Raw genomic sequence first — 26680 nt, forward strand, 5'->3', positions numbered from 1 at the left:
GCACATGCGCCTGCCCCCTGTTCAACCATTCATATACCCACGTTGCTTCATACTGACGTAATGGTCCTCGCCGATGATGACGTGGTCGAGACAAGCGATGCCGACGATGTGACCGGCCTCGACGAGCCGCTCCGATACCTCGATATCTTCCCGGCTCGGGGTCGCGTCCCCGCTCGGGTGGTTATGGACAGCGATGAAACAAGCGGCCGACAGTTTGAGCGCCTCGCGAAACACGTCACGTGGATGAACAATCGACGAATTGAGCCCACCGACGAACAGCGTCTTCCGGGCGATGAGCTGGTTCTTCGTGTTCAAATACAGACAGATGAAATGTTCCTGATTCAAGAGCCGGAGTTCATCACGGAGCAGTTCATAGGCGTCCTGTGGCGAACGGATCGTCGGCGTCTCTACTTTCGGTTCCTCGACGTAACGGAGACCGATCGCAAACGCCGCGAGCAACTGCTCGGCTTTCTTCTTCGTCATGCCCTCGATTTGACAGAGGTCGCTCACGGACGCCTGCGACAGCGCCCGGAGCGTCGGATACACATCGGACAGCCGTCGGGCCGTCTCATGCGGGTCGCCGCCCCTACCCCCGATTTGGAGCAGCCGGGCGATCGCGGATTCAACACTTCGGTCGAGCACCATGGTCATTCCTTCACCAACTTTCGCTTCATTCACAGAAAGCGCGGCGCTACCCCGTGTCGCTCGAGCGTCTCGACGAGCGGACGAATCGGCAGACCGACGACGTTATAAAAGTCCCCTTCGAGCCGTTCGACGAACAGACCGCCCGACCCTTGGATGCCGTAAGCGCCTGCCTTGTCATACGGCTCCGTCGAATCGAGGTAGCCATCGAGCCAAGCGTCCGGGATATCGATGAACGTGACGTGCGTCGTCGTGACGAACAAGTCTTGCCGCTCGGGCCCGATGATGCTGACGCCGGTGAGCACTTCATGCGTCGCCCCCGATAAGCGCTGTAGCATGTCTCGCGCGTCGTCCCGGTCTTTCGGCTTCTCTAAAATCGTCCCGTCTAGGACGACGACCGTATCCGAGCCGATGACGATGGCGTCACGGTTGTCGCGGGCGACGTCCATCGCTTTCTCGCGAGCGAGGCGTCCGACGTACTCGTCCGGATGTTCCCGACCGTTCGTCCCCTCGATGACGTTCGAGGGGATGACTTCATGCGTGATGCCGGCCTGGGTCAACAGCTCGGTCCGCCGCGGCGACATCGAGGCAAGGATGACACGTTTCTGTGTTGGTTTCATTGTAACGACTCCTTCCATATGTGCGTAACGGGCTTCTTTTCCGTATCACACTTCACTGTAGATTGTAGGCAAACGGGCACGCGAATACAATCAGAGACCTCTCAAAAAAACGCCCCTTCTTTTCGAAGGGACGTGCGGTCACGGTGTCGTATAGTCGTACACCGGGATGTCTTTCGGGGTGAACGTCTGCGCCGGTACGTAACGATCGTCTGTGAGTTGATCGAGGTCCGGACGATAGAACGCATCGAGTTCGACCGTGAAGTCGAGCGGCTCGGCCGTCTCCGTCGTGTTCGGGCCCGTCTCCGTCGGTCCGGTGAATTGGACCGTGCGCAAGATATGGATCCGGTTCATCGATTCGACCGACTCGAGGAACAGGACGAGCGACTCGTACGTGTCGGCTTGAAGCGACACCGTCGAGCGGATTGACGAGGCGTTGACCGGCGTGATTTCGACCGGTTCGGCCGGTTCAGCCGTCGCACTCACATCGTTCGGTTCCGGCTCGTCGATGTCTTCCGGCACTTCCGATTCGGCGATGACACCGTCGGCGAAAGCGATGCTCGTGACGCGCACGTCAGACAGTTGGCTCGCCTGCGATAACGTCTCGACGACCGTGTCGAGGGCTGCCTCGGTCGGGACACGCGTCTGGAGGCGCTGCGAGTCGGCGACGTCGACGACTTCCCCTTCCTGGCGCAATAGTTCGAGCTTCGTCTGCTCGAGTGACAGTTCCCGCTCGAGTGACTTGACGTTGCCTTGGTGGATGAAGTATTGGTAGCCGAAATAAGACGGTACGGCGATGGCCGCGAACAAACAGATTGTAAAGATCAAATAAATCGTCGAGCGCTTCATTCGCTCACCACCTCCTCATTGGTCGTCTCTTCCGTCTCGCTGTCCGGTGTCTCACCGTCTGGGGTCTCCCCTTCCGGCGTCTCCGGTTCGGCATCGATGAACGTGAAAGTGAACTCGCCGATGTAGCGTGGGAGCGGTTCGTTCGTCGAATCGAGCACGCTCGGGCTGAGCGGCTCATCGGTGTCCGTCTCCTCCTGCTCGGTCTCCGCTTTCGTCTCGGTCGTCACACCGAGCAGTTTGACGTTCTCAAACCGCGGGTCGTTCAAGAGCGAGCGTTGGAACGCATTCAAATCGGCGAGCGTCTCGAACTGAGTACGCACGCTCATGAGCGAGCCGTCGGCGTAGTTATACGTCAATACGTAGCCCGTCGGCGGCAATTGCTCGGTCAACGCCCGGAGCGCCGGCACGGCCCATCGTTCTTCAGCTGTGAGCGCAGTCACCGTCTGGTCGAGCGATAGGACTTGCTGACCTTTCGAGTTCACTTGCTCGGTCTGATAGATGCGGACGAGCTGCAACTGCTCCTCGACCTGGGCCTCGTTCCGCTTCAACTCGTTCACTTCATAGAACAAGTAACCGGTCGCGCCGCCGCCGATCAAGAGTGCGAGCAAGCTCGCGATGATCGGCCAGCGGAGCGTCACATCGGTCGAGTTGATGAAGTTGGCGTCGTGCTCTTTGTCGAGCGTCGCCATCCCCAGGAGCGGCAACATCTGATGCGACAACGGCGTCGCGTGAGACAGTGGAAGCGGGTCGGCGATCCGTTTGACCGGCACCATCGCCTCACTTTCAATCGTCTGGACGAGATCGTCAAGGTTCGGGACCGTCCCCGAGACGAGCAACTCGTCAATCGGGCGTCCGTCCGTCCGGAGCGAGTAGCGATAGAAGTCGAGGAAACGGGCCAGCTCGTTCAGCCACTCGTCTGTCTGCGTCGCAAGCGTCTCCTTCGAGCCGCTATATGTATACGTGACAATCCCGTCCGTCGTCTCGGCGCGGTACGGGAGGTCGGTCTCGATGGCGCGGATGAAGCGGACCTGACCTTCCTCAAGGACGAGCAACTGGTGCGCGAACGGCGTCACGTGCCAGAGGAGCGTCGACTTGAGCGGGTCGAGCGTCTCGAGTCGGGCCACCCCGTTGGCGATGGCGACCGGACGCGGTACGATCTTCTTCAATTGGAACCCGCGTTTTTTCATGTAGGCGCGGATGGCTTTCGTCAAATCGACCGAGACGGCGTGAAGCATGACCTCGGTCTTCGTCTCCGTCTCGCCGAGCACCTCGTAGTCGAAGGCGACGTCGTCGAACGGCAAGATGATCGAGCTACCGATTTCCATGAACAGATAACCGCGAATCTCATCTTTCGGGATCGTCGATGGGATCTCGACTTTACGGGACAACACCTCGGTCTCGGCCATATCGACGGCACAGACCATCCCTTTTCGGACTTTCAGTTTGCGGCACAGTTCGTCGAAGGCGAGACCGAATGCGTTCTCGTCTTCAATTCGTCCACCTACGTAAGCGCCTTTCGCCAATTGGACGGACGCGCTGCGTTTGAACACGCCTTGTTTGATCACGGCCCCGTGGATGCTGAGCGCATCGAACGAGAAATACGCGACCGTTCCTTTCTCTATAGACCGGCTCATGCTGGTTTCCCCCTACATCAAATCAAAATACCAATCAAAGAAGCGTTCGCTGAACCAAAACGTCAGCATCGTGCCAAGTGCAATCGACGGCACGAACGGAATCGGCTGTTTGCGATCCATTCGTTTCAAGCCGATGAGCGTTAGTCCGACGATTGCTCCAATCAAGCTCGATAAAAATAAGGCGACGAGGACGTCGCGCGGCCCGAGGACGAGCCCGATTACTGTAAATAGTTTGACATCGCCGGCCCCAAGTCCCCCCTTGGAGACGAAAAAAACGGTGGCGAGGACAGAAAATCCGAGCGCCGCTCCGGCAATCGGGCTCCACCAGACCACACCCGCGCCATAGGCGAGCAATAGGAGGACCGGTGCCGTGAACAGTAAGATGACGTTCGGCACGAGCATCGTCGACAAATCCGACATCGCCAAGGCGAGGAGCGTCGATAAGAAGACGAAGGCGAGGAGCGTCGTGAGGCTAAAGCCGTACAGCCAGAAGCTATAGGCGTAACCGACCGCTCCAAGCAATTCAAAGAGCGGGTACGTCGGCGCGATCCGCCCGCCACAGCCGCGGCATTTCCCGCGTAGGAACACGTAACCGAAGACCGGAATCAGTTCCCAAGCGGATAAGACGTGTCCGCATGACGGACAGTGCGAGCGTGGCGTGACGATGGACTGTTTGCGTGGCACGCGGAGCCCGACGACGTTCGTGAATGACGTGATGACGGCCCCGAGGACGAGGCTATAAATAAGTCCAATGAGTTCAACCAATCAAGGTCACTTCCTTACTTGTAAGTATATGCCAAAAACAGAAAACCGGCTAGGCTGAGCGAGTGCCCAGCGCCAGCCGGAGAAAGATTAATTAGTAGTTTTGTCGATTACTAAATCTTTTTTCAATGTATCATCTGCAACCGCTGCAGCTTGTCCAATTGCTTTTTTAGAACCAACTAACTGAACAGTATACGTATATTTATTTCCATTAGGAGTTATAACAACATTAGCATTTGTATAGTTTCCAGTACCAAATGGATCTTTTAAATTATCAACATATTGAGTTCCATCTGCTTCACCGTTTGCTAAAGTGCCTGCAAACCGTAATGTCTTTGCAGAATCAACTGGGTTAGATGCAGTATATAGTTTCGCTGCACTCACCATCTGCTTCGCATCGGCAACCATTGCATCTTTCTTCGAGTTCTCGATAATCCCACCGATTGCGACAACGGCGATGGCTGCGATAATCCCCAAGATGACGACGACGACGAGCAACTCGACGAGTGTGAGTCCGCGCTCATCTTTCAATTGTTTGGCATCTTGCCAAATCATTTTCATTTTCTCTAACATGATTCATTCTCCCCTTTTGTGTGTTGTGCTGTGATGTAAGCTAGATTCATTACCTTTGACCTAATACTAGTAGAACAATTTTACTATACATTCAAAATTTAGGATTGAAAAGATACAAATCTGCAAATAAATAAAAAGTTTCTACTGATTTTGGATATCGCCATAAATTTGGAACATCGGAACGACAATCGCGATGACGATGACGCCGACGATGCTCGCCAAGACGACGATCAACAGCGGCTCGATGATCGATTTCAGACGGTCCGTCGTCGTCTCGACCTCGGTCTCATAAAACTCTGCGACCTCGTTCAACATCGAGTCCAAATCCCCGCTCTCCTCGCCTACCGCAATCATTTGCGTCATGAGCGGCGGGAAGCTATCGTTCCGTTCGAGCGGTTCATGGAGCGGAATCCCTTGCGCCATCATCTTACGTGCTTGAGCAAGACCTTTGCGGATGACACGGTTCGAGACAATCTTCTCGGTGATCTCGATCGCCGACAAAATCGGGACCGCCGCTTGCAGCAAGACGGCCAAACTTCGGGTCAATAACGCGATTTGCGACTTTAGGACGATCGGCCCAAAAATCGGCATCTTCAACAACAATCCATCAATCACATACCGTTCCTTGTCGCGCTTCAACATCCACGTAAAGACGAGCAGTGCGAGAAGCGCCCCACCGAAGATGAGCCACCAATAGGCGGCAACGAAATCGGAAACGGCGACGACGATACGCGTGATGAGCGGGAGTTCCCCACCGAGCTGTCCGAAGATGCTCGCGAACGTCGGGACGACGTTCACCATGAGGAACGCGACGACGCCGATGGCGACGATCGACACGACGAGCGGATACGTCAACGCCGAGATGACTTTCCGTTTGACGTCGTACTGCTTTTGGAGCTGGAGCCCGATTTGGTCGAGCGCCTCCTCCAAGTTTCCGCTTGCCTCACCCGCAAGTGCCATCGAGCTGAAAAAGTTCGAGAACACGCGCGGATGCTTCTTGATCGCCTCCGAGAAGGCGATCCCTTCGCGTAAATCGTCCTCGACTTGGCTGAGCGTCTTCTTCAACACTTTCGACTCGGTCTGGACGCGCAAGATGGACGTCGCCCGAACAATCGGCACACCGGCCCGGATGAGCGTCGCGAACTGGCGCACGTACATAATCAAATGTTCAATCTTGACCCGCTCAGGGAGCAGGTTGACTTCTTTATTCAACCCTGTCGACTCGAGTTCAGCGAGCTCGGTGACGAGAATCGATTCTTGGCGCAGCTTTTCTTTCGCTTCGCGGAGCGAGACGGCAGTGACCCGCCCTTTCTTACGCTTCCCGTTCAGCAATTTACCTTCGTATTGGAAGATGGCCATTCAGTCACCTCTCTTCATTTGGTACGGCGTTCGGGTTGATGACGCCTTGACGGACGAGCTGTTCGATCGCCATGTCCATCGTCTGCATCCCGTTCTGCCGGTTCGTCTGGATGACGGTCGGGAGTTGGAACTCTTTCTCGTTCCGAATCAAGTTGGCGACGGCCGGATTGCCAATCATAATCTCCATCGCGGCGACACGACCTTTCGGCACGTCGACACGCGGGAACAAGCGCTGACTGACGACACCGAGCAGCACGTTGGCGAGCTGGGTCCGGATTTGGTCCTGTTGCTCGGCCGGGAACGCGTCGATGATTCGACTGACGGTCGACATCGCACTCGACGTATGGAGCGTCGCCATGACGAGGTGGCCCGTCTCGGCGGCCGTCATCGCCGTCGAAATCGTCTCGAGGTCGCGCATCTCCCCGAGCAAGATGACGTCCGGGTCTTGCCGGAGCGCGGCACGCAGACCGTCGACGAACTTCATGACATCCGAGCCGATCTCGCGTTGGTCGACGATGCTTTGGTCGTGCGAGTGTAAATACTCGATCGGATCCTCGAGCGTGATGATTCGTTTCCGCTGCGTCCGGTTGATCTCATGGATCATCGCGGCGAGCGTCGTCGACTTCCCTGACCCGGTCGGCCCGGTGACGAGGATGAGCCCGTACGGCTTCTCGATCAGTCGCTTCAGCACTTGCGGCAAATCGAGCTCGTTCATCGTCGGGATTTCCCCGGAAATGGAACGGAACGCGATCGCGACCGTGCCCCGTTGGTAATAGGCGTTGACGCGGAACCGCGACACGCGCGGGACTCCGAACGAGAAGTCGAGGTCGCGCTGCATCTCGAGGCGGCCCCGCATCTCTTCGGTCATGATGTCTTTCAAATAGCTTTCGATATGGAGCGGCAACACTTTCTCGTCACCCATCGTGATGAGGCTCCCGTCGACCCGGATGATCGGCGGCGAGCCGGCGGTCAAATGGATGTCCGAGGCGCGTTGTTCGACCGCTTTCGTTAAAATCACTTCAATCGACTGATGGATCATAGGTTCACTCCGTTATCACTGTTCTCAATATTTCCTCAGTATTCGTCAGCCCGAGCGCGACTTTCTCAAGCCCATCGGCGAGGAGGAAGCGGACGCCTTGGTCTTTCGCATAGGCGACCATCTCGGCTTCCGTCGCCTGGTTCATGATGAGGCGGCGCAACCCTTCATCGATTGGCACGACCTCATGGATGGCGAGCCGTCCGCGGTAACCTGTGAAGTTACACGACGCGCAGCCGTTGCCGCGCATGATCCGGTCGACCGGGACACCTTCAGCGGCAAACAGTTCCTGTTCCCGTTTCGAGACCGGCTGTTCATGACCGCAGTCCCGACAAACGCGACGGACGAGCCGCTGGGCGACAAGCCCAGACGTCGAGGCGGCGACGAGGAACGGTTCAACCCCCATGTCAATCAAGCGGGTGATCGAGCTGATGGCCGAATTCGTATGTAATGTCGATAACACCAAGTGACCGGTCAAAGATGCCCTGATGGCAATCTCGGCCGTCTCGGTGTCCCGAATCTCCCCGACCATGACGATGTTCGGGTCTTGACGCAAAATCGAACGCAGACCCGACGCGAACGTCAAGCCGACTTTCGAATTGACTTGGACTTGGTTGATGCCGTCGAGTTGATACTCGACCGGGTCCTCGACCGTGATGATGTTTTTCGATTCATCGTTCAATTCGCGCAGCGACGCATAGAGCGTCGACGATTTCCCTGACCCGGTCGGCCCGGTGATGAGGATAATCCCGTTCGGCCGTTTCAGCATGTCGCGATACACTGCCTCGTTCTTGTCGCCGAAGTCGAGTTTCGTCAAATCGGTCAACCCTTCCGACGAGTCGAGCACCCGGATGACGATTTTCTCGCCATACATCGTCGGGAGCGTCGAGACGCGGAAGTCGTACGGGCGGCCCCGGAGCGTATATTTGATACGTCCGTCTTGTGGCAAGCGGCTCTCGGTTATATCTAGGTTACTCATGACCTTGAGGCGCGTCAGCATGACGCTTTGAATCTTCTTCGGATAGATGGCTTCGGTTCGTAAATCACCGTCGACTCGAAGACGGACATGCAGCTGCTTCTCGTGCGGATCGAAGTGGATATCTGAGGCGCGCTGGTCGATCGCACTCAAGAAGAGCTGATTGACGAGCCGGATGACCGGTGCGTCATCACGTGACGCCGTCTCTTCCCGGTCAAGTTCAGGCGCTTCTTCTTTTAAAATCTCGATGAGTGACGCGTCCATCTCGTAAAAGCGGCTAATCGTCTTACGAATCTGTTCGCGCGTGGCGATCCCGACCTCGATGTTCATCCCCGTCTGCAGACGCACGTCATCGATGGCGATCAAATCGAGCGGGTCTGCCGTCGCGATGAACAGTGTATTGCCTTGTAACGAAATCGGCATGATGTCATGTTTTTGGGCGATGACTTTTGGGACGAGTTTCGTCACGGTGACATTGATATCTTCTGAATATAATGAAATGACCGGCACGTTCAACTGCTCGTGCAGCACTTGAATCAGTTGCGTCTCGGTCAAATAGTTCAATCGCATGAGCGCGTCCCCGAGTTTCTCCCCGGTCCGCTTTTGAGTAAGTGCTTCGTCTAGCTGTTCTTGCGTGATCATCCCCGCCTCGACGAGCATCTCGCCGAGCCGTTTCTTCATTCGTCTCAACTTACTTCACCATCCTCTGTGGTACCTCCTGTGCGACGTCTCGCTGTTCGATGAACGCACTGAGTGCCGCACCGCCGGCCAAACCGAGGGCGAGGAGGACCCACGCCCACCACGTCCGCTCGAGCCCTTCGACATACAGGCTATACACGCCGAGCGAGAGCACGGCGACGAGTAACGAGATGATCCCTTTCGTCTCCCGCTTCCGAACGTATGGAATCGATAAGGCGAACACGGTCAATGTGGCAAGTACCCAAAAGGCGATCAAAATCAAATAACCGATCATCCGACTGCCCCCTCACTTGGCACCGGGTCTTGGTCATACACCGGTGGTTGTTCTTCAAACTCATTCAATCCGTCATCCTCTACATCGTCATCGAACGGGTCATCTTTCAGTGATTCGTCCGGGAAAGTTGGAATCACCGGTTCGACCGGTTCAGGAGGCGGGAGCGGGACGGAACTTTTCGTCACGATCTCCGGGATCGGCTCGTAAAAATCAAACCCGAGCAGTTCGAGCGACTCGCCCGTATCCGTGATACGAACACGATACAATTTGCCCGATTCTCCAGTCTGACCGGATTGGGTCACAGACGAACTGCCGGCCGTGAGTGACGGCGAGAAACGGACGATGTTTTGATATGGGACGCTCGTCACGTCTTCGACGCGCGACTCGTACGCTCCAACGAATACTTTACCGAGCAATTGGACCGTCATCGCGTTCCCTTCTTCGATCACGATGAGCGCGTACGGTGTCTGTTCCGTGTTCTGTACGGCGAAGTTCGAGCGCTCGTCGACTTTGACATCATAGCCGAGCTCGATGCCGGTCGGGAGTGTCTCATGTTGGACCCGTTCTAGGATTTGGAACGGTGTCGCCGCGAACAATTGATACATCGAGGAACCGAGCGTGCTGAGCGCCTCAAAATCTTCTCCGAACGCTTTCAAGCTGAAGATGTCCCCTGCTTCCATCTCGAAGCCGTTCATCCGCTCGAGTGCCGAGCGCATCGCTGGCGTCGGACTGACCGTGATGGAAGCGACGACTTCACTCTCCGTCGCCGTCATCTCGAGGACGACGTCTGAGTTCAAATTCGAGGCGGATTCGACGAGCGGCGGTGTCACCATCGAGAGCGTCACCGGTTGGTTCTCTAAGTACGGTGTCAATCGCTCTTCGTCGACCGTCGTGACGAGCGGATATGTACCCGATTCAGTGACCGCCTTGAGTGTCGCGTCGACGTTGAACGAGACGACATCTTTGCCGACCTCGATCGCCGTCCCATCGACGAGTGTCACCGTGAACGGCGTGTTGTTGAAGTCTTTGATGGCGTTATCGATTCGGACGACCGCTTCTTCTTTTGTCATCCCCGACACGTCGATGCCGGCCACGGTCGTCTCTTTATATGTAGCAGTCGTCTTCGCCGAGGCATCGAGATAGTTCACGAGCCCGATCGTCGGCAACGACACGAGCAGGACTAGCCCCGCTAGGATGAACAGGTGCATCCCATATCGCTTCATTCCATTTCCCCCTCTATTTCAAGTCAAATGAGACTTTTGAATTACTATCCGTTCCCACTGTAACTTTAGTATAATATGCATTGTACAGAAAATAACAATTATTTCAGGTTAAAAGTCTCTTTTTTCCTATCATTAAATGAATTTTGAAAAGGAGGTCAATGCGGTGGACCGTTCCGAACAAGGTTTCACGCTCGTCGAAGTACTCGTCTCGATTGTCGTCGTCTCGATCCTGGCATTATCGCTCATGAATATCTTCTCCCAAAGCTTGCGAATCACCTCCTCGGATCTTGACCGGACCGTGGCAAACCAAGTCGCCCAAAATACGCTCAACACGTTGAAGCGTCGGGCGGCCGAAACGCGAGACCCGATCGACATCTCGATCCTCCAGAAGACGCCGGCCAACGTCTGCGATTTGTGTGACGTCACCATCAACGGGCGCGCCTTCGATGTGACCATCCTCTCTCCAGGCAACGAATTACCCGCTGATCTCGTCAACGTCGAGATTACCGTCGCCTCGGAGACGTTGCTCAAACCCATCACATTGAAAGGAGTGGTGACGAATGCGACGCTTCAAGATAAATTCCCTGAGACGGACGTTCCAGAGCTTCCGTGACCGTGAGGACGGCGTCACGCTCGTCGAATTGTTGCTCGCGCTCGTCATCTCCGCCATCTTTGCCGGCATCGTGATCACCGTCTTCTTGACCGGCTCGCTCGGTTTCCGTCTGACGAACGACACGAGCTCGCTCCGGAGTGAGGCCGACTACTTGATTACGAGCGTCCTCCAGGACATCAACCAGACCGAGTTCGACGCCTTGACCGTCAACGGGGATACATATTCGTTCCACCGTCTCCATTCCCCGCGCATCTCGACGGAAGGCATTTTGTACCGTCAAGGCGACTATATGGAAGACGCCGTGTTCGAGCTCGCCCCGTCAAGTTTCGTGACGGACAACCCTGACGTCACCGTCCAAGCCGTCACGATCGACATTCAGGACGAAGTGACGGACGCAAGGAGCGGACGCGAGGCTTACATCGTGTCCGGACTGATGGAGATTCAAGTGACGCTCGCCTCGCGCGACGATGCCACGCTCACCAAGACGTTTACGAGTACCATCCCGTTATGAAAAGAGGGATCCAGATGAAACAAGATGAACGAGGCTACGTCCTCATCCTCGTCCTCGTGACGATGGCGGCGCTCGCCGTCCTCTCGCTCGCTGCGATTCAAGTCAACTTGGCGACGAACAAGCAGACGAATATCCGCGTCGACGAGACGCAACTCGATACCGATATCAAAGGCGTGCTCGACGTGCTCGTCGCCGATTTGCGGACGACGTTCCCGCTCCACGATGCAAATGTTGTTCAACCGTATATGGAGAACCAAGCAGCATTTCAAGCGAAAGTCGCGACGGTGCTCCAAGTGAACACGCTCTATACGGGTGATTTGCAATCGGGCGACAACGACATCCGTTACTCCATCACCCGCTCGACGGCGGACCAGGCGAACGCGCCGTTCACGACGGTGTTGACGCTGACGGCGACCGGGACGACGAAAGCGAAACCGGAACAGCCGATGCAGACGAGCACGTATAGCCAGGAAGTGTACGTGACGGCGTTACCGTCGTTCCTCTATTACGTGCTCGGGTCCGATGACACGTTGACGGTCAACGGTCCGCCGAAGATTGAAGGGAACTTGTTCGCCGGGACGAAACTCTCGCTCGACCGCGATGCGAAGTATCAACTGAAAGATCGAGTCAACACGTTGAACAATAGTGCCTCGAGCCGCTTCTATCTCGACGGTCGCATCGACCTCGGGAACGGGGCGACGTGCGACGGCTGTGACTCGCCGAACTATTTCACGAACTCAGTCACGCCAGGTGTGGACTATCAGCCTGAGATTGGGCCGGTCGAGAGCAGTTTTTCTCGCTTTAATTTGAATTACTCGGTCATTCAGTTTGCGAACCGACATCGTGACAATGCCGGTAAATTACCTTACACGAATTCACCGAAGCAAACATTGTTTCAATCGACGGCTATCCCGACATCGTCAATCTCACCTTTCCTCAAGCAAACGTACGTCGTCGATGGGGAAACAACGCCACGTGAGCGACCAACTGAGTTTATCGACTCCAGTCAGCTCAACTCGATTCAAACGTTACAAGTCGTCAATCTTCCGGATAACGTGACTGGTCCGATCGTCATCACGAAGTCGGTTGTGAATAGCACCGTTCCGCTCCTTTTAAACGGAGACGTCACCATCGATGCATTGGACACCATCACGATTAGCCGCCCACTAATCATTAATGGGGATTTGACGATCCGTGGGAAAGTCGCGTTCAACACGACCGTGTACACTTTAGGGGACGCATTCATCGACCGCGCGGATCTATTGCCGGTCGCATCCGGTGCGAATGATAGTTCCCTCGTTCTTCTCGCTGAAGGAAAGATTTTATTGAACCGGATCAATGAATTCCAAGATAGTTCTTCGACACTCCAAGCGTTCATGTACAGCGCCTCGACTGAATCGACTCGACTCTATTCTGTCGGCTCTATCGTCAACATGAAAGGCGGCCTGTATAGTAAAGGACCTCTCGAAGTGAACACGTTCCGCGGGTCGTTCAAATCGCTACCGCAGCAGGCGAATAAACAAGCTTATTTCGCTCCGGAAAATGTGATCGCTTCTCCAGACGTCGACGATTCGCGTCTCGTCATGGAATATAACGAAGGAGTATTCCGTCAAATCGATACGCTCCCGGTCACGAACCAACTCCAACTGTTCGTCGGTCAACAACTGAAGAAATGAAAAAGAGGCTGCTCGCGTGAGCAGCCTCTTTGAGTATCTGGATTAATAGAAATCGCCAGACGGATCTTCGGTTCCTGGGTTCGGATCCGTGCCGGCTTTGACCCGGACGTAGAAAGTTTGGCTGATGATTTTCGGTCCTTCTCCTGCTTTAAATGATGCACTGACGTCCTCCGTGACCAGTCCGACTTTCGCGATACCTGGCTTCAAGAGTGTCAATACGCCATCTTTTGCGGTCATGACATCGGTTCCTTCAAGTACAGTCAGGCCGTAACCTGTCACGTTTGCCGTCTCAGGCCAGAATTTGACCGGATAGCTGTATGGGCTGTCTGTCATGTATAGAATGACGTTCGGTGTCGAGACTTTTTGTGGGTACTCTTTCACGTTGATCAAGACAGGCATCGTCTGTCCGATATAATCCTTCAATTTTGCGATGACAGAAACGTTGCTCGTACTCCCATGTTCGGCTTGTACGGTCGCGGACGTGTTCTGACTAGAAAGAATTTTCAAGGCGGTCGAATCAACGTCCCACGTCACAGCAAGCGGATTGGTAAGTGCTCGTTTATCTTCTACCAATTGTTCCAATGTCAACAAAGCCTGTTGCTTCACCAACGTTCCTGATTCGTTTTTGTAGACCCAGAGTTCTTGATCATTGGTAGTTAATGATAAATCCGGTAGTTTGACGACAACCTTCATATCATTCGATTTAACTTTTTGACCGTTCGCGTATTCATAGACGGCTTTCACAGTCGCCTCACCTGCATCCAACGCTTTTAGCGTAACACTTTGATTCGTTGATTTCGTTTGATTTACAAAGCCGGTTTGATCGATTTCCCAAGTAAGTTTCGCATTTGGTGGAATCGCCGCTTTCACAGTCGATAAGTTAGCTTCTATCGTTTTTGAATTCCCTAAGTAAATCGTCGTTTCAGTCGGAACATTAATGTTCAGTTCTTCAACCGTCACCGTCGTTTTTGTAAAGCCGCTACCTTCGTCAGTGAAAAAACGGTCGTGCTTCTGTGCACCGCTCCCATTTCCTGAATGATCAGCTTCCAGCGAATAAGCGTATCGCCCATTCTCGAACGTATAACTACCTGGTTTTTCTGCAATCAATTTGATGGTGATAAGGTCTGAGAACGCTGCATTCTTATATTCGTTACAAGATTCAAGTCCGGAGTTTTTCTTTCCACAGAGTACATTGATTGTCCCCGTTAAGAGACGTGTTTTAGGATCGAAATTTAAATTATGAGCTGTTGAAGGAGTTACGACTGCAGATAATCCTTCTGGAATTGTCTCTTCAATTGTCACAGCCCATTCTACATACTTGTAAGAATTGATATTCGGACCGTTTGTAAAATCAAGAATGTTATTCAATGACAAGTCATATGTCAAATCAAAACTGTCCCCTACAAGCACAGCTTCTGGTGTAACTGTTCGAATTGTCTCATCTTTAATATCCGTTTGAAAAACAATGCCCTGTTTGTTTCCATTCCCGTTACCATTATTGCCGTTATTGTTATTGTTCCCATTTCCTCTTCCGTTCCCGTTATTCGCAAACGTTGACGTATATGCGAACAACAATAGAATCATCCCTACCACTATGAGGAACCCGTACTTGGATCTTAGCTGCCTCTTCATCGTTGTGCCTCCAGTCGGTTTGTCATCACACTTCTTCAGTTAATTCATACCCCTTTTTCTTCCTATTCACAAGTGGTTTTTTTCAAACTTTGGAAATAGGTTCTGACTTCACTGATGAAGTAGAGCGACCCGGTCACGACGAGCGTCTCGGATTTCGGTGTCTCCAGCCATGCGGCCAACCAGTCTTGCCAGTCCACATAGCGGGCCCCGTCGGCAATCAGACTTTCTTTCGTCCGGGTGCGCGGGAAATCGAACGTCGTCTCATAGACATCCGCCACCATCTGGAGCGACGCGATCATCGCTTCTCGGTCCTTGTCGGCAAGAATGGCCGCGAGGACGGTCACGTCACGCTCGAGCTTCAACTGTTCAACGAGCGCGGCGACCCCTTCCGCATTATGTGCCCCATCGAGCACGATGCGGGGCTGTCTCGAGATGAGCTCATAGCGACCCGGGTGTTGTGCCGCCTCGAGCCCCGCTCGAATCGCTTCCGCCTTCCAGCCGAGGTGGCGCGCGACGGCGACGGCGCACGCCCCGTTATACGCTTGATGGTGTCCGGTCAATCCGAGCGTCACCGACTTCATCTCGTCATACGTGACGACCGTGTCGGTCCCGTCCTCGATTGACGTGACGAGTGGTGTGACGTCGTGAATCGGCGCGTCCATCGCCTCTCCTTGTCGCTTGAGCAACGTGATCAGCCGTTCATCCGTCAAACTATGGAACATCGGCACGCCCAGCTTCATGATGCCAAACTTCTCAAGCGCGATCTCTTCGAGCGTGTCGCCGAGAATCCCTTGATGGTCGTGCCCGATCGACGTCACGACCGTCGCGAGCGGTCGCGTCAACACGTTCGTCGAATCAAGGCGACCGCCGAGACCGACTTCCCAAATGACGAGGTCAGGTTGTTGCTCGTGGAAATAGAGCCACGCCATGACCGTCAGCAGTTCGAACTCCGTCAACGTCTCCGGTGACGCACTCGCACAGTCACGGACCCGGTTGGCGATTCGGACGAGGTCGTCTTCCCGGATCGGTTCCCCGTTCAACATGATCCGCTCCTCAAACTGGATGATGTACGGTGAGATGAACGTCCCGACGTTCAAGCCCTGTTTCATCGCCATGGCCCGCAAGAAGGCGACCGTCGACCCTTTCCCGTTCGTCCCCGCCACGTGAATCGACGGCAACTCCTCGATTTGTAGTGCGTTCAACATCCACTCGATGCGTTCGAGCCCGGGCTTAATCCCGAACCGTAGCTGCCCGTTCAGCCATTCCAATACGTCTTGTCTCGTCTCCATCTTCCATCACTCCTGTTTTCACACTTCCCTCTCATCTTACCAAAATTCGCGAAGCGCTATGCAAGGAATCGGCTGTGCTATACTCGAGGCGAAGAAGGGGGAATTACTATGACCAACAGTTGGAACTTCGAGGCGACCTACCTCGATCTCCGTGACATTTTTTACGACCGGGGACCGGTCCATCCGGTCGACAAGCCCGAACTCGTCCTGTGGAACGAAGCACTCGCCAAGACGCTCGGTCTCGACGCCGAAACGTCTCAAGACGTCGCACTCTTCGCCGGGAATCGTCAGACCGACACATCGTTCTCTCAAGCGTATGCTGGTCATCAGTTCGGCCATTTCACGATGCTCGGTGACGGACGGGCGCTCGTGCTCGGAGAACACGTCGCACCGAACGGAAAGCGTGTCGACGTTCAATTGAAAGGCTCGGGCCCGACCGAGTACTCGCGTGGCGGTGATGGACGGGCCGCCGTCGGTCCGATGGTGCGTGAATTCCTCATCAGTGAGGCGATGCACTCGCTCGGCATCCCGACGAACCGGGCGCTCGCCGTCGTCACGACCGGTGAGCCGATCATGCGCCAAGGACCGAAGCACGGCGCCGTTCTGACGCGCGTCGCGGCAAGCCATTTACGTGTCGGTACGTTCCAATACGCCGCCGCGGCCGGATCAATCGATGACGTCGTTGCGCTCGCCGATTATGCGATTCAGCGCCACGACCCTGACCTTGCAGGACAACCGGACCGCTATGAACAGTTCCTCGGCCGCGTCATTACCCGGCAGGCGAAACTGATCGCGGATTGGCAGCTCGTCGGGTTCATCCACGGCGTCATGAACACGGACAATACGTTCATCAGCGGTGAAGGGCTTGATTATGGCCCGTGTGCGTTCATGGATACGTATCACCCGAATACCGTCTTCAGCTCAATCGACCGCGAGGGACGCTACGCCTATGCGAATCAGCCGTATATCGGATCATGGAACTTGGCCCGCCTCGCCGAGACGTTGCTCCCGCTCCTCGCTGACACACAAGAAAAGGCCGTCGATATCGCCAACAAGCTGTTGAACGACTACACGGAAACGTATAAAGAGGCGTACTTTACTGGGCTCGCCCATAAAATCGGACTCTACGTGCGAAAAGACGGAGACGACGCACTGACGGATGAATTGCTCCGGCTCATGATGGAAACCGAGGCCGACTTCACGAACACGTTCCGCGCCCTCACGCTCGGCGACACCGAAGCACTCGCCTTCGCCAACCAGGACGACGGCAAGGCGTGGCTCGCAGCTTGGCGGAAACGACTCGGGGAACAAGGTCTCCCGGATGAGGACGTCATCCGCCTCATGCGTCAGCACAACCCGGCCGTCATCCCGCGCAACCATCACGTCGAGGCCGCCCTCATGGCAGCCGAACGCGGTGACTTCAAGCCGACCCACGCACTGCTCGACGTATTGCGGAAGCCGTACGATTACGAAGCCGACTATGGACGCTATGTCTCACCTGGACCGCCACGGACGTATCCATATCAGACGTTTTGTGGCACGTGAACCATTCTGCTTCGGCAGGATGGTTTTTTTGGAACCTTTTTCATTTTCGAGCGTAAAGTGGATAACATCACTTTTAGGAGGTTCAACATGCTTCTACTCACTTCGCTCATTGCGTTAGGGTTTGCCTGCTTGATGTCAATCGAGCTATTGCAAGGACCATTCATAGATGACTGGGCCTGGCTAATGCCTGCCTTTTTCTTTGCTGTTTCCTTTTCCACCTTGATGAGACATTTGAATAACCTTGAATGGAATGAATCGAAATGAAGATGACTATCTTGCTCATGGCAATCATCGTCTTATCCACGTCCTATCTCGTCTACAGTTTTTATCTATCATTTACGGGTCAGCCGATTCAGCCGCAAGTAACTGGACTCGCAATCGGCGTCCTGCTCACGTCCTCGTATTTCGTGACAACCGGTCGTCTTCCGTTTTGGACAGAACCGGAGGAAGAAGACGTATGAAAGTTCTTTATTCCGTCTTGGTAGGATTCGGAAGCATCCTTTATGTCGTCTATGCCATGCACCTATTCCGCATTGGTTATCCTCGACCGCTCCTCTTGCATGTTTTGTTTGCCGCCACTGTATTTGGCATAATCTACATCGAACGCAAACGAAACCCCGAACATCGATGACGATGCTCGGGGTTGTTCTTTTCTATAGACTTATAGTCCGAAATGAATCATGTCCTTCTTGTCTACTTGGGCTTGTGTGATTTTGGAAATAAGTCGATTCAGTTGTTCCGACTCATGCGTGTACATCATCGCTTTGACGACTTGATAGAACAGCGCCAGTGACTCATATGGAATGAGCGTGATCCCGCATTCGTCTAATCCGAATCCAGGACGGTCATAGGAATGGAAAGACGTGCGCATCTCGTTCAGCTCCTCGATAAACTCATCCACCCACTCCCCATCCACCGAGACACAATCGAAGTGTTCAGGTGTATACGTATCATATGATGATTGACGATTTGTTGAATCCAATACACCGAATTCGTGTGTGTATGGCATGGCATTCCCTCCTCTTGAATAATTGATGTCACAAGTATGATCAGTTCATCGGAAAATTCACCGACCACGCCTCCGGTAGCGAGTCCGAGAGGTCGAGCAACACCTCTTCCGACACATTGCCCGTCACGACAATGAGCTTGCCTTGGTCTACATAAAACAAGCCGTTCCCTTCCGGTTGATTCAAGCGATACCGCTCATTCGAAACGTCACGCCGTTCAATCAATTCTCCGTCAGCCACACTGAAAGCATCGGTCACTAAAATCGTGATGCATTGCGTTTCATCATACAACGTCCACATCTCCACCGGCCGCTCCAACTGATTCATCTCGAAGTTGGCGGCAAAGAGCTCCTCTTCAGGCAAGTCCAACCCGTGATAGACTTTTTCGGCCGCCTCGGGAATCGTAAAGTTTTGAATCCCGTGCAACCCCCACTCCTTGCCCCGTGAATAGTTGAATACGCCGAACGAATCGTCGCGGTTTGGTAACTTAATGGCAATGAGCCCGAGATCATCGATGACGGTTTCATAAATCACACCGTCTTTCGATGGTCGCTCGGACGTGCCATCTGTATATTGAAGCGTGTATTGGGACGTGACCGCATCGACTAGTCGAACGGTCCCTTTCGGCACGTCCTCAATCATCGAGCCGAACACTTCTTTGTCCGTCGTTACGGGAATATCCTTGGAAGACGTCTCTTCTGCACTTTCATTAATTGTCACTCCTGATTCCGTCGGTTCGATCGGTTCAGCTCGTTCCGCCACACACCCACTCAGTCCCATCACTGCCAAACTTAACATCATTCCGATTCGTCTCATGTCACACCACCTTTATATCGTCTCCTCTCCTAAATTCCACCAAACGACAAAAAAACCTTCTTCGGAGAACAAGTCTCCAAAGAAGGTTGATTCATTATTTACGCAACTCTTCCAAACGGGCGCGGACTGCGTCACGTTTGTCGAGGTAGTCTTTCTCTTTCGCCTTCTCTTCGTCGATGACGTGAGCCGGTGCCTTGCCAGTGAAGCCTGGGTTGCCGAGTTTCTTCTGAACGCGCTCGACTTCCTTCTCGTACTTCGCCACTTCTTTTTCAAGACGGGCGATTTCTTCCTCAAAGTTGATGAGGTCGGCGAGCGGGATGAACAGTTCCGCACCCGTCATGATGGCCGACATCGACTTGTCAGGAGCCGCCAAGCCGCGTCCGATTTCGAGCTCGGTCGCGTTCGTGAACTTGCCGATCGTCGCTTCGTTTTCGCTCAAGTAACCTTGTGTCGTGTCGTCACTTGTCGCGATGAAGAGCTGAATCGGTTTCGACATCGGGGCGTTCACTTCCGAACGAATGTTACGGACCGAACGGATGACGTTCATGACCGCTTCGAACGCTGGTACCGAGTCCGCGAAGTGGAGCTCGTCGCGACGTGTCGGGTAGCTCGCACGGACGATCGAGTCGCCTTCGTGCGGCAAGTGCTGCCAGATTTCCTCTGTGAGGAACGGCATGAACGGATGCATGAGACGCATGATCGAGTCGAGCGTGTAGGCGAGCACTGAACGTGTCGTCGCTTTCGCCGCCTCGTCCTCACCGTAGAGCGTGAGTTTCGCCATCTCGATGTACCAGTTACAGAACTCTTCCCAAATGAAGTTGTACAAGTAACGACCGGCTTCGCCGAACTCATACTTGTCGACGAGACGCGTCACTTGGTCGATCGTGTCGTTCAAGCGTGTGAGAATCCACTTGTCGGCGAGCGTCTTCTCACCTGACAAATCGATATCCTCATACTTCATGCCGTCCATGTTCATGAGGGCGAAACGGCTCGCGTTCCAAATCTTGTTCGCGAAGTTCCATGTCGATTCGATCTTCTCCCAATAGAAGCGAAGGTCGTTCCCTGGTGTCGATCCTGTGAGGAGGAACCAGCGGAGCGAGTCCGCGCCGTATTGGTCGATGACTTCCATCGGGTCGACGCCGTTACCGAGCGATTTCGACATTTTCCGGCCTTCCGAGTCGCGGATGAGACCGTGGATGAGCACGTCGTTGAACGGCTGCTTCCCAGTGAACTCGAGCGATTGGAAGATCATGCGCGATACCCAGAAGAAGATGATGTCGTAACCCGTGACGAGCGCGCTCGTCGGGAAGTAACGTTTGAAGTCTGCTGAATCCGTGTCCGGCCAGCCCATCGTCGAGAACGGCCAGAGCGCTGACGAGAACCATGTGTCGAGCACGTCTTCGTCTTGGTGCCAGTTCTCACTGTCCGCCGGTGCTTCTTTACCTACATAGACTTCACCCGTCTCATTGTGGTACCACGCCGGGATGCGGTGGCCCCACCAGAGTTGACGGCTGATACACCAATCACGGATGTTCTCCATCCAACGGAGGTATGTGCCTTCGAACCGTTCTGGGACGAAGTTGACTTTCGTATCGTCATGTCCTTGCGCTTCGAGCGCTGCTTTCGCGAGCGGCTCCATGTCGACGAACCACTGTTTCGAAAGATAAGGCTCGATGACCGCGCCTGAACGTTCCGAGTGACCGACCGAGTGCGTGTGCGGCTCGATTTTGACGAGCGTGCCGTCTGCTTCTAGGTCTTTGACGAGTTGCTTGCGGCATTCGAAGCGGTCGAGCCCTTCGTACTTGCCGGCGTTCTCGTTCATCTTGCCGCCTTCGTCCATGACGAGGATGCGCGGGAGCTCGTGGCGGTTCCCAATCTCAAAGTCGTTCGGGTCGTGCGCCGGTGTGATCTTGACGCACCCTGTACCGAACTCCATGTCGACGTAGTCATCGGCAACGATCGGGATCTCACGGTTCATGACCGGAAGCATGATCGTCTTGCCGACGAGGTGCGCGTAACGCTCATCTTTCGGGTTGACGGCAACGGCTGTATCGCCGAGCATCGTCTCCGGACGTGTCGTCGCAATCTCGATGTGGCCTGATCCGTCAGCGAGCGGATACTTCATGTGGTAGAATGCGCCTTCGACTTCTTGGTAGATGACCTCGATATCCGAGACGGCCGTCTTTTGTGCCGGGTCCCAGTTGACGATGTACTCGCCGCGGTAAATCAAGCCCTTCTCATAGAGACGGACGAATACTTCCTGGACCGCTTTCGAGAGTCCTTCGTCGAGCGTGAAGCGCTCACGTGAGTAGTCGAGACCGAGACCAAGTTTTGACCACTGGGCACGGATTGTGTCGGCGTACTCGTCTTTCCATTCCCACGTCTTCTCGAGGAACTTCTCGCGTCCGAGGTCGTAACGCATGATGCCGTCCTCACGGAGCTTCTGTTCGACTTTCGCTTGGGTCGCGATACCGGCGTGGTCCATCCCTGGGAGCCAGAGGACGTCATAGCCTTGCATGCGCTTGAGGCGCGTCAATAAGTCTTGGAGCGTCGTGTCCCACGCGTGTCCGAGGTGAAGTTTCCCCGTTACGTTCGGTGGCGGGATGACGATCGTGTACGGCTGTTTTGAATCGTCCTCGTCTGCTTTGAATACGTCGTTCTCTAACCAGTAGTCATACCATTTCGCTTCCGTCGCACTTGGATCGTACTTCGTCGGCATGGTGATTTCGTTTGTCTCGTTGGCCATATGCCCAACCTCCTCTAATAATGTGGACAAAAAAACGGCTACTCTCGTCCTTAACGCTAAGGACGAAAGAAGCCGTATCTTCCGCGGTACCACCTTAGTTCGCCAACAGGTGGCGCCCTCAAAATCGAATAACGGTCGATGGACCGGACCTTCCTACTTCGTTCAAAAGGTCAGCTCCGAGGCGACTTCCGCACCATCCTTCGCGGCCTCGCACCAAGCGACCGCGTCTCTGAAAAAGGATGTTGTTGGCGTACTATTCCTCATCGTAGCTTTTGTTCGTATCTGTTAAACAATTGTAGCGACAGAAGCTGTTTCCGTCAAGATTACAGTGAAAACTCTTGTTGCAGCTCTTTGAACGTCGCCTCGACCGCTGCGAGCGTCAAGTCGATATCTTCGTCCGTGTGCACGGTCGAGAGGAACAATCCTTCGAACTGTGACGGTGGCAAGAACACGCCGCGCGCCGCCATCTTCTGATAGTAAGCACGGAACAAGTCGAGGTTCGCCGTCTTCGCCTTCTCGAAGTTCGTCACTTTCTCGTTCGTGAAGAAGAATCCGAACATCGAGCCGGCCCGGTTCGTGTCGTGCGGGATGTTATACTTCTCGGCTGCTTTCATGTAGCCTTCGGCGAGACGGTCCGCTTTGCGTTCGAACTCGGCGTAGTGCTCAGGCTTGAGTTGCGACAACGTCGTGTAGCCGGCGATCATCGCGAGCGGGTTCCCTGAGAGCGTCCCCGCCTGGTAAATCGGCCCTTGCGGCGCGATTTGTTCCATGATCTCGCGTTTCCCGCCATAGGCACCGACCGGAAGGCCGCCGCCGATGACTTTTCCGAGGCACGTCAAATCCGGCGTCACGCCGAAGTAGCCTTGGGCACAGTTATATCCGACCCGGAACCCGGTCATGACCTCGTCAAAGATGAGGAGCGCGCCGTATTGTTCCGTGATCTCGCGGAGTCCTTCAAGGAATCCAGGTTGCGGTGGCACGAAGCCCATGTTGCCGGCCGCCGGTTCGACGATGACCCCAGCGATGTCGTCACCGAACTTCTCGAACGCGACGCGAAGGGCATCCAAGTCGTTGTACGGCACCGTGAGCGTCTGGCTCGCCAAGTCTTTCGGCACGCCCGGTGAGTCCGGGAGACCGAGCGTCGCGACGCCCGAACCGGCCTTGATGAGGAGCGAGTCGCCGTGACCGTGGTAGCAGCCTTCGAACTTCAAGATTTTCGTCTTGCCCGTGTACCCGCGTGCGAGGCGGAGTGCCGCCATCGTTGCTTCCGTACCCGAGTTGACCATGCGCACCATCTCGATTGATGGGACGCGCTCGATGACGAGCTCGGCCATTTTCGTCTCCAGCTCAGTCGGTGTCCCGAACGTCCAGCCTTTCTCGGCTTGCTCTTGAATCGCCTTCGTGACGACCGGGTCACGGTGGCCGAGGATGAGTGGTCCCCATGAGAGGACGTAGTCGATATATTCGTTGCCATCGATATCGTAGACGCGTGAGCCTTCACCGCGTTCAGCGAAGATTGGCGTCATGCCGACTGATTTATAGGCACGGACCGGGCTGTTCACCCCGCCCGGCATGAGCGGACGTGCTTGTTCGAACGCCGCTTCTGAGCGTGTTTGTTTGTAGGTCGTCATGAATAGTCTCCTTCCAAATAGCGACAGACGTCTTTTGCGAAATACGTGACGATGAGGTCCGCACCGGCCCGTTTGAAGCCGACCATCGTCTCCATGACGATGCGTTGCTCATCGACCCATTCGTTCAAGGCAGCCGCTTTGACCATGGCGTATTCTCCGCTCACGTTATACGCTACGATCGGCATATCGAGCGAATCGCGCATGTCACGGATGATGTCCATGAACGCGAGCGCCGGTTTGACGATCATGAAGTCGGCGCCTTGCTCGACGTCCGATTGTGATTCACGGAACGCTTCACGGCGGTTGGCCGGGTCCATCTGATAGCCTTTGCGGTCGCCTTCACCAGGTGCCGATTGAGCTGCGTCACGGAACGGTCCGTAGTACGCCGATGCGTACTTGACGCCGTAACTCATGATTGGGATATGGTTGAATCCGTTCTGGTCGAGCCCTTCACGGATGGCGGCGACGAAGCCGTCCATCATCGAGCTCGGTGCGATGATGTCAGCGCCTGCTTGCGCTTGCGTGATGGCCGTCTGGACGTGAAGCGGTAGCGACGCGTCGTTATCGACGTCACCGTTCTTCACGATGCCACAGTGGCCTGTCGACGTGTATTCACATAGGCATGTGTCCGCGATGACCGTGAGCTGTGGCGCCCACTCTTTCACTTTACGGATCGCTTCTTGGACGATGCCGTGGTCATGATACGCTTCCGTACCTTCCGGGTCTTTATGTTCCGGCACGCCGAACAAGAGCACCGATTGAATGCCGATGTCGACGATCTCCTTGATCTCGTCCTCGAGGCGGTCGAGCGAGAAATTGAAGACGCCAGGCATCGAGCTGACTTCGCGTTTAATGTCTGTCCCTTCGATGATGAAGAGCGGGTAAATCAAATCTTCTTTCCGAACATGATTTTCACGTACGAGTGCACGCATCGACTTCGATGAACGAAGACGACGATGACGATCAAACTGGTTCATGAAAAATCCTCCCCTATACACTGTATTAATGCATCCATAGTATAACACTCAGGCACTCGGACCGGTAACGTCGACACTTCCCGGACGGCGCGCTCGGTCACTTCACCGATGGCGTACCACGTCCCGTGGAAATGGTCGAGATATGGCGTGAGCGCCCGGACGGCGGACGGGCTGAGCACGAGGAGCGCCTCGATTCCTTCGAGCGCCTCGACTTCCGTCTCTGTCAGTTCACGGCCGATCGTCTCATAGACGACCCAGTCGTGGACGTTTTCGAGTTGCGTCATATGCGCCGTGTTCGCCAAGTCGCCCCGGGCGAACAGGACGACCTCGCCTGCTGTTACGACGTCCGCGAGGTCGCGGAACAGCGCCTCGCCCGTAAACGTCTCCGGCATGAGTCCGACAGTGAATCCGACGGTCTCGAGTGCTTGTTTCGTTTTCTCGCCGACGGCCGCGACTTTGACGTCACGTGGGACGTCACAAAGCGCCGGTACCGCCGTCTGGCTCGTCACGACGAGCCAATCGAACCGGTGAATCGGCATCTCGCGATGTGTCAATCTCGTCTCGATAAGCGGGACATGATGCACGGAAAGACCGCTCGCGGCGAGCCGGGCTCGTTGCGTAGCGGTCAGTCGTTTTGTCCCTGTGTACCAGACGTCACGCATTGACCGAGGCGAGAATTTCGCGCCCGCCGCGTCCGAGAAGATCGTCTGCTACCTCGTTCCCGAGTGCGACCGCGTCAGACGACGTCTTCGTCACGCGGAGCACTTCTTTGCCGTCGACCGAGGCGATGAGGCCTGTCAGTGTCACGTCGTCCCCGTTGACCGTCGCATAACCGCCGACCGGCACGTGGCAACTTCCTTCGATCGCCTTGAGGAACGTCCGCTCTGCCGTCGCCGCTTTCGCCGTCACGTCGTCATGGAGCAATTGTAGAACTGCCGTCACTTCAGCGTCGTCTTTCCGGCTTTCGATGGCGAGCACGCCTTGGCCGACCGCCGGGACCATCATGTCAGCGTCAAGCGCTTCGAAGTCGACGCGATCCGTCCACCCCATGCGTTCGAGCCCGGCTTTGGCGAGCAAGATGGCGTTGAAGTTTTCCGTCTCAAGTTTTTTGAGGCGTGTATCGATGTTGCCGCGGATCCATTGAATCTCGAAGTCCGGGCGGGCGGCGAGCATCTGCGCGCCGCGACGAAGTGAGCTCGTCCCGATGACAGCACCTTCCGGGAGCGTCTCGAGCGTGTACCCGTTCTCGCAGATGAGCACGTCTCGGGCGTCAACGCGTTTCGGCATGCAGCTGATAAAAAGTTCTTCCGGCAACTCGGCCGGCACGTCTTTCATGCTGTGGACGGCGAAATCGATTTCCCCGGCAATCATTTGTTGCTGGATCTCTTTGACGAACAACCCTTTGCCGCCGACTTTCGATAACTGGACATCGACGATTTGGTCGCCTTTCGTCACGATTTCCTTGATCTCGAACTCGTTTTGAGCCCCGGCTTTCTTCAATTGCTCGATGACCCATTTCGTCTGTGTCATCGCAAGTTGTGAACGGCGTGAGCCGACGATAATTTTACGCATAGTCCATATCCCCTTCATAGA

At 55.0% G+C, this 26680-nt stretch carries 26 protein-coding genes and 1 other annotated feature; of the genes, 6 read left to right on the top strand and 20 right to left on the bottom strand.

What is annotated here, in order from left to right; all coding sequences use genetic code 11:
• Positions 1–21: 21 nt before the first annotated feature.
• The 11 genes from radC to KNP60_RS06130 all read right to left on the bottom strand — a co-directional run bounded on the left by radC (position 22) and on the right by KNP60_RS06130 (position 10644).
• Positions 22–645, bottom strand: a complete 624-nt coding sequence (radC, locus tag KNP60_RS06080) for a RadC family protein (protein ID WP_235420135.1) — start codon at positions 643–645, stop codon at positions 22–24.
• A gap of 29 nt (positions 646–674) precedes the next feature.
• Positions 675–1262, bottom strand: a complete 588-nt coding sequence (locus KNP60_RS06085; RefSeq protein WP_251131345.1) for a Maf family protein — start codon at positions 1260–1262, stop codon at positions 675–677.
• A 138-nt stretch (positions 1263–1400) separates the two neighbouring features.
• Positions 1401–2108, bottom strand: a complete 708-nt coding sequence (locus KNP60_RS06090) for a hypothetical protein (protein ID WP_034776853.1) — start codon at positions 2106–2108, stop codon at positions 1401–1403.
• Positions 2105–3742, bottom strand: a complete 1638-nt coding sequence (pilM, locus tag KNP60_RS06095) for a pilus assembly protein PilM (RefSeq protein ID WP_214797103.1) — start codon at positions 3740–3742, stop codon at positions 2105–2107. Before pilM ends, KNP60_RS06090 begins: the two co-directional genes overlap by 4 nt.
• A 12-nt stretch (positions 3743–3754) precedes the next feature.
• The gene (locus KNP60_RS06100) at positions 3755–4507 is read right to left on the bottom strand and encodes a prepilin peptidase (protein ID WP_214797104.1); all 753 of its coding nucleotides are present in this window, start codon (positions 4505–4507) and stop codon (positions 3755–3757) included.
• Between the two features lie 87 nt (positions 4508–4594).
• Positions 4595–5077, bottom strand: a complete 483-nt coding sequence (locus KNP60_RS06105) for a prepilin-type N-terminal cleavage/methylation domain-containing protein (RefSeq protein ID WP_138859746.1) — start codon at positions 5075–5077, stop codon at positions 4595–4597.
• 141 nt (positions 5078–5218) lie between these two features.
• The gene (locus tag KNP60_RS06110; protein ID WP_029595836.1) at positions 5219–6436 is read right to left on the bottom strand and encodes a type II secretion system F family protein; all 1218 of its coding nucleotides are present in this window, start codon (positions 6434–6436) and stop codon (positions 5219–5221) included.
• 4 nt (positions 6437–6440) lie between these two features.
• Positions 6441–7475, bottom strand: a complete 1035-nt coding sequence (locus KNP60_RS06115; protein WP_214763798.1) for a type IV pilus twitching motility protein PilT — start codon at positions 7473–7475, stop codon at positions 6441–6443.
• Positions 7476–7479: 4 nt separating this feature from the next.
• Entirely contained in the window at positions 7480–9138 is a 1659-nt protein-coding gene (locus KNP60_RS06120) for a GspE/PulE family protein (RefSeq protein WP_214797105.1), read from the bottom strand.
• A 1-nt stretch (position 9139) separates the two neighbouring features.
• Positions 9140–9421, bottom strand: coding sequence for a hypothetical protein (locus KNP60_RS06125; RefSeq protein WP_214797106.1), 282 nt, complete (start codon positions 9419–9421; stop codon positions 9140–9142).
• Positions 9418–10644 carry a G5 domain-containing protein gene (locus KNP60_RS06130; RefSeq protein ID WP_214797107.1) on the bottom strand — a complete coding sequence of 409 codons (1227 nt, stop codon included), beginning with the start codon at positions 10642–10644 and terminating at the stop codon, positions 9418–9420. Before KNP60_RS06130 ends, KNP60_RS06125 begins: the two co-directional genes overlap by 4 nt.
• 163 nt (positions 10645–10807) lie before the next feature.
• Between KNP60_RS06130 and KNP60_RS06135 the strand changes: the two genes are divergently transcribed.
• The 3 genes from KNP60_RS06135 to KNP60_RS06145 are packed head-to-tail and all read left to right on the top strand — an operon-like array spanning position 10808 to position 13444.
• Positions 10808–11257, top strand: coding sequence for a prepilin-type N-terminal cleavage/methylation domain-containing protein (locus KNP60_RS06135; RefSeq protein ID WP_034809733.1), 450 nt, complete (start codon positions 10808–10810; stop codon positions 11255–11257).
• Positions 11205–11768: a PilW family protein gene (locus KNP60_RS06140; RefSeq protein ID WP_214752524.1), complete on the top strand. Its 564-nt coding sequence runs from the start codon at positions 11205–11207 to the stop codon at positions 11766–11768. The genes KNP60_RS06135 and KNP60_RS06140 overlap by 53 nt, the downstream gene beginning before the upstream one ends.
• Before the next feature lie 14 nt (positions 11769–11782).
• On the top strand, positions 11783–13444 hold the full coding sequence (locus KNP60_RS06145; protein ID WP_214797108.1) for a hypothetical protein: 1662 nt from the start codon (positions 11783–11785) through the stop codon (positions 13442–13444).
• Between the two features lie 42 nt (positions 13445–13486).
• Here the strand turns inward: KNP60_RS06145 and KNP60_RS06150 are convergent, their stop codons facing one another.
• Complete coding sequence (locus tag KNP60_RS06150) at positions 13487–15076, bottom strand: hypothetical protein (RefSeq protein ID WP_214797109.1); 1590 nt, start codon at positions 15074–15076, stop codon at positions 13487–13489.
• A 62-nt stretch (positions 15077–15138) separates the two neighbouring features.
• A complete protein-coding gene (locus KNP60_RS06155; protein ID WP_214797110.1) occupies positions 15139–16365 on the bottom strand; it encodes a bifunctional folylpolyglutamate synthase/dihydrofolate synthase in 1227 nt (408 codons plus the stop codon).
• A 108-nt stretch (positions 16366–16473) separates the two neighbouring features.
• On the opposite strand from KNP60_RS06155, the gene KNP60_RS06160 reads away from it, so the two are divergent.
• From KNP60_RS06160 to KNP60_RS06170, 3 genes are all read left to right on the top strand, one after another.
• A complete protein-coding gene (locus KNP60_RS06160; RefSeq protein ID WP_214797111.1) occupies positions 16474–17910 on the top strand; it encodes a protein adenylyltransferase SelO in 1437 nt (478 codons plus the stop codon).
• Between the two features lie 87 nt (positions 17911–17997).
• Positions 17998–18174, top strand: a complete 177-nt coding sequence (locus tag KNP60_RS06165; RefSeq protein WP_158001045.1) for a hypothetical protein — start codon at positions 17998–18000, stop codon at positions 18172–18174.
• On the top strand, positions 18171–18371 hold the full coding sequence (locus KNP60_RS06170; RefSeq protein ID WP_029595847.1) for a hypothetical protein: 201 nt from the start codon (positions 18171–18173) through the stop codon (positions 18369–18371). Before KNP60_RS06165 ends, KNP60_RS06170 begins: the two co-directional genes overlap by 4 nt.
• Before the next feature lie 200 nt (positions 18372–18571).
• On the opposite strand, the gene KNP60_RS06175 is transcribed toward KNP60_RS06170, so the two are convergent.
• From KNP60_RS06175 to hemC, 7 genes are all read right to left on the bottom strand, one after another.
• Positions 18572–18919 (bottom strand): short-chain dehydrogenase, encoded by a 348-nt coding sequence (locus KNP60_RS06175; RefSeq protein WP_214797112.1) that lies wholly within the window; start codon positions 18917–18919, stop codon positions 18572–18574.
• A gap of 40 nt (positions 18920–18959) precedes the next feature.
• Positions 18960–19733 (bottom strand): hypothetical protein, encoded by a 774-nt coding sequence (locus KNP60_RS06180; protein WP_214797113.1) that lies wholly within the window; start codon positions 19731–19733, stop codon positions 18960–18962.
• Positions 19734–19827: 94 nt separating this feature from the next.
• Positions 19828–22479, bottom strand: a complete 2652-nt coding sequence (locus tag KNP60_RS06185) for a valine--tRNA ligase (protein WP_138859758.1) — start codon at positions 22477–22479, stop codon at positions 19828–19830.
• A gap of 55 nt (positions 22480–22534) precedes the next feature.
• Positions 22535–22755, bottom strand: a binding site (T-box leader).
• 47 nt (positions 22756–22802) lie between these two features.
• Complete coding sequence (gene hemL / locus KNP60_RS06190) at positions 22803–24110, bottom strand: glutamate-1-semialdehyde 2,1-aminomutase (RefSeq protein WP_214797114.1); 1308 nt, start codon at positions 24108–24110, stop codon at positions 22803–22805.
• Positions 24107–25087 (bottom strand): porphobilinogen synthase, encoded by a 981-nt coding sequence (gene hemB, locus KNP60_RS06195; RefSeq protein ID WP_214797115.1) that lies wholly within the window; start codon positions 25085–25087, stop codon positions 24107–24109. Before hemB ends, hemL begins: the two co-directional genes overlap by 4 nt.
• Positions 25084–25749 carry a uroporphyrinogen-III synthase gene (locus tag KNP60_RS06200; RefSeq protein ID WP_214797116.1) on the bottom strand — a complete coding sequence of 222 codons (666 nt, stop codon included), beginning with the start codon at positions 25747–25749 and terminating at the stop codon, positions 25084–25086. Before KNP60_RS06200 ends, hemB begins: the two co-directional genes overlap by 4 nt.
• Positions 25742–26659 carry a hydroxymethylbilane synthase gene (gene hemC, locus KNP60_RS06205; protein WP_214797117.1) on the bottom strand — a complete coding sequence of 306 codons (918 nt, stop codon included), beginning with the start codon at positions 26657–26659 and terminating at the stop codon, positions 25742–25744. The genes KNP60_RS06200 and hemC overlap by 8 nt, the downstream gene beginning before the upstream one ends.
• Between the last annotated feature and the right edge of the window lie 21 nt (positions 26660–26680).

The organism is Exiguobacterium sp. s5, from assembly GCF_018618075.1.
In the GTDB taxonomy this organism is placed as follows: Bacteria; Bacillota; Bacilli; order Exiguobacteriales; family Exiguobacteriaceae; genus Exiguobacterium; species Exiguobacterium mexicanum_A.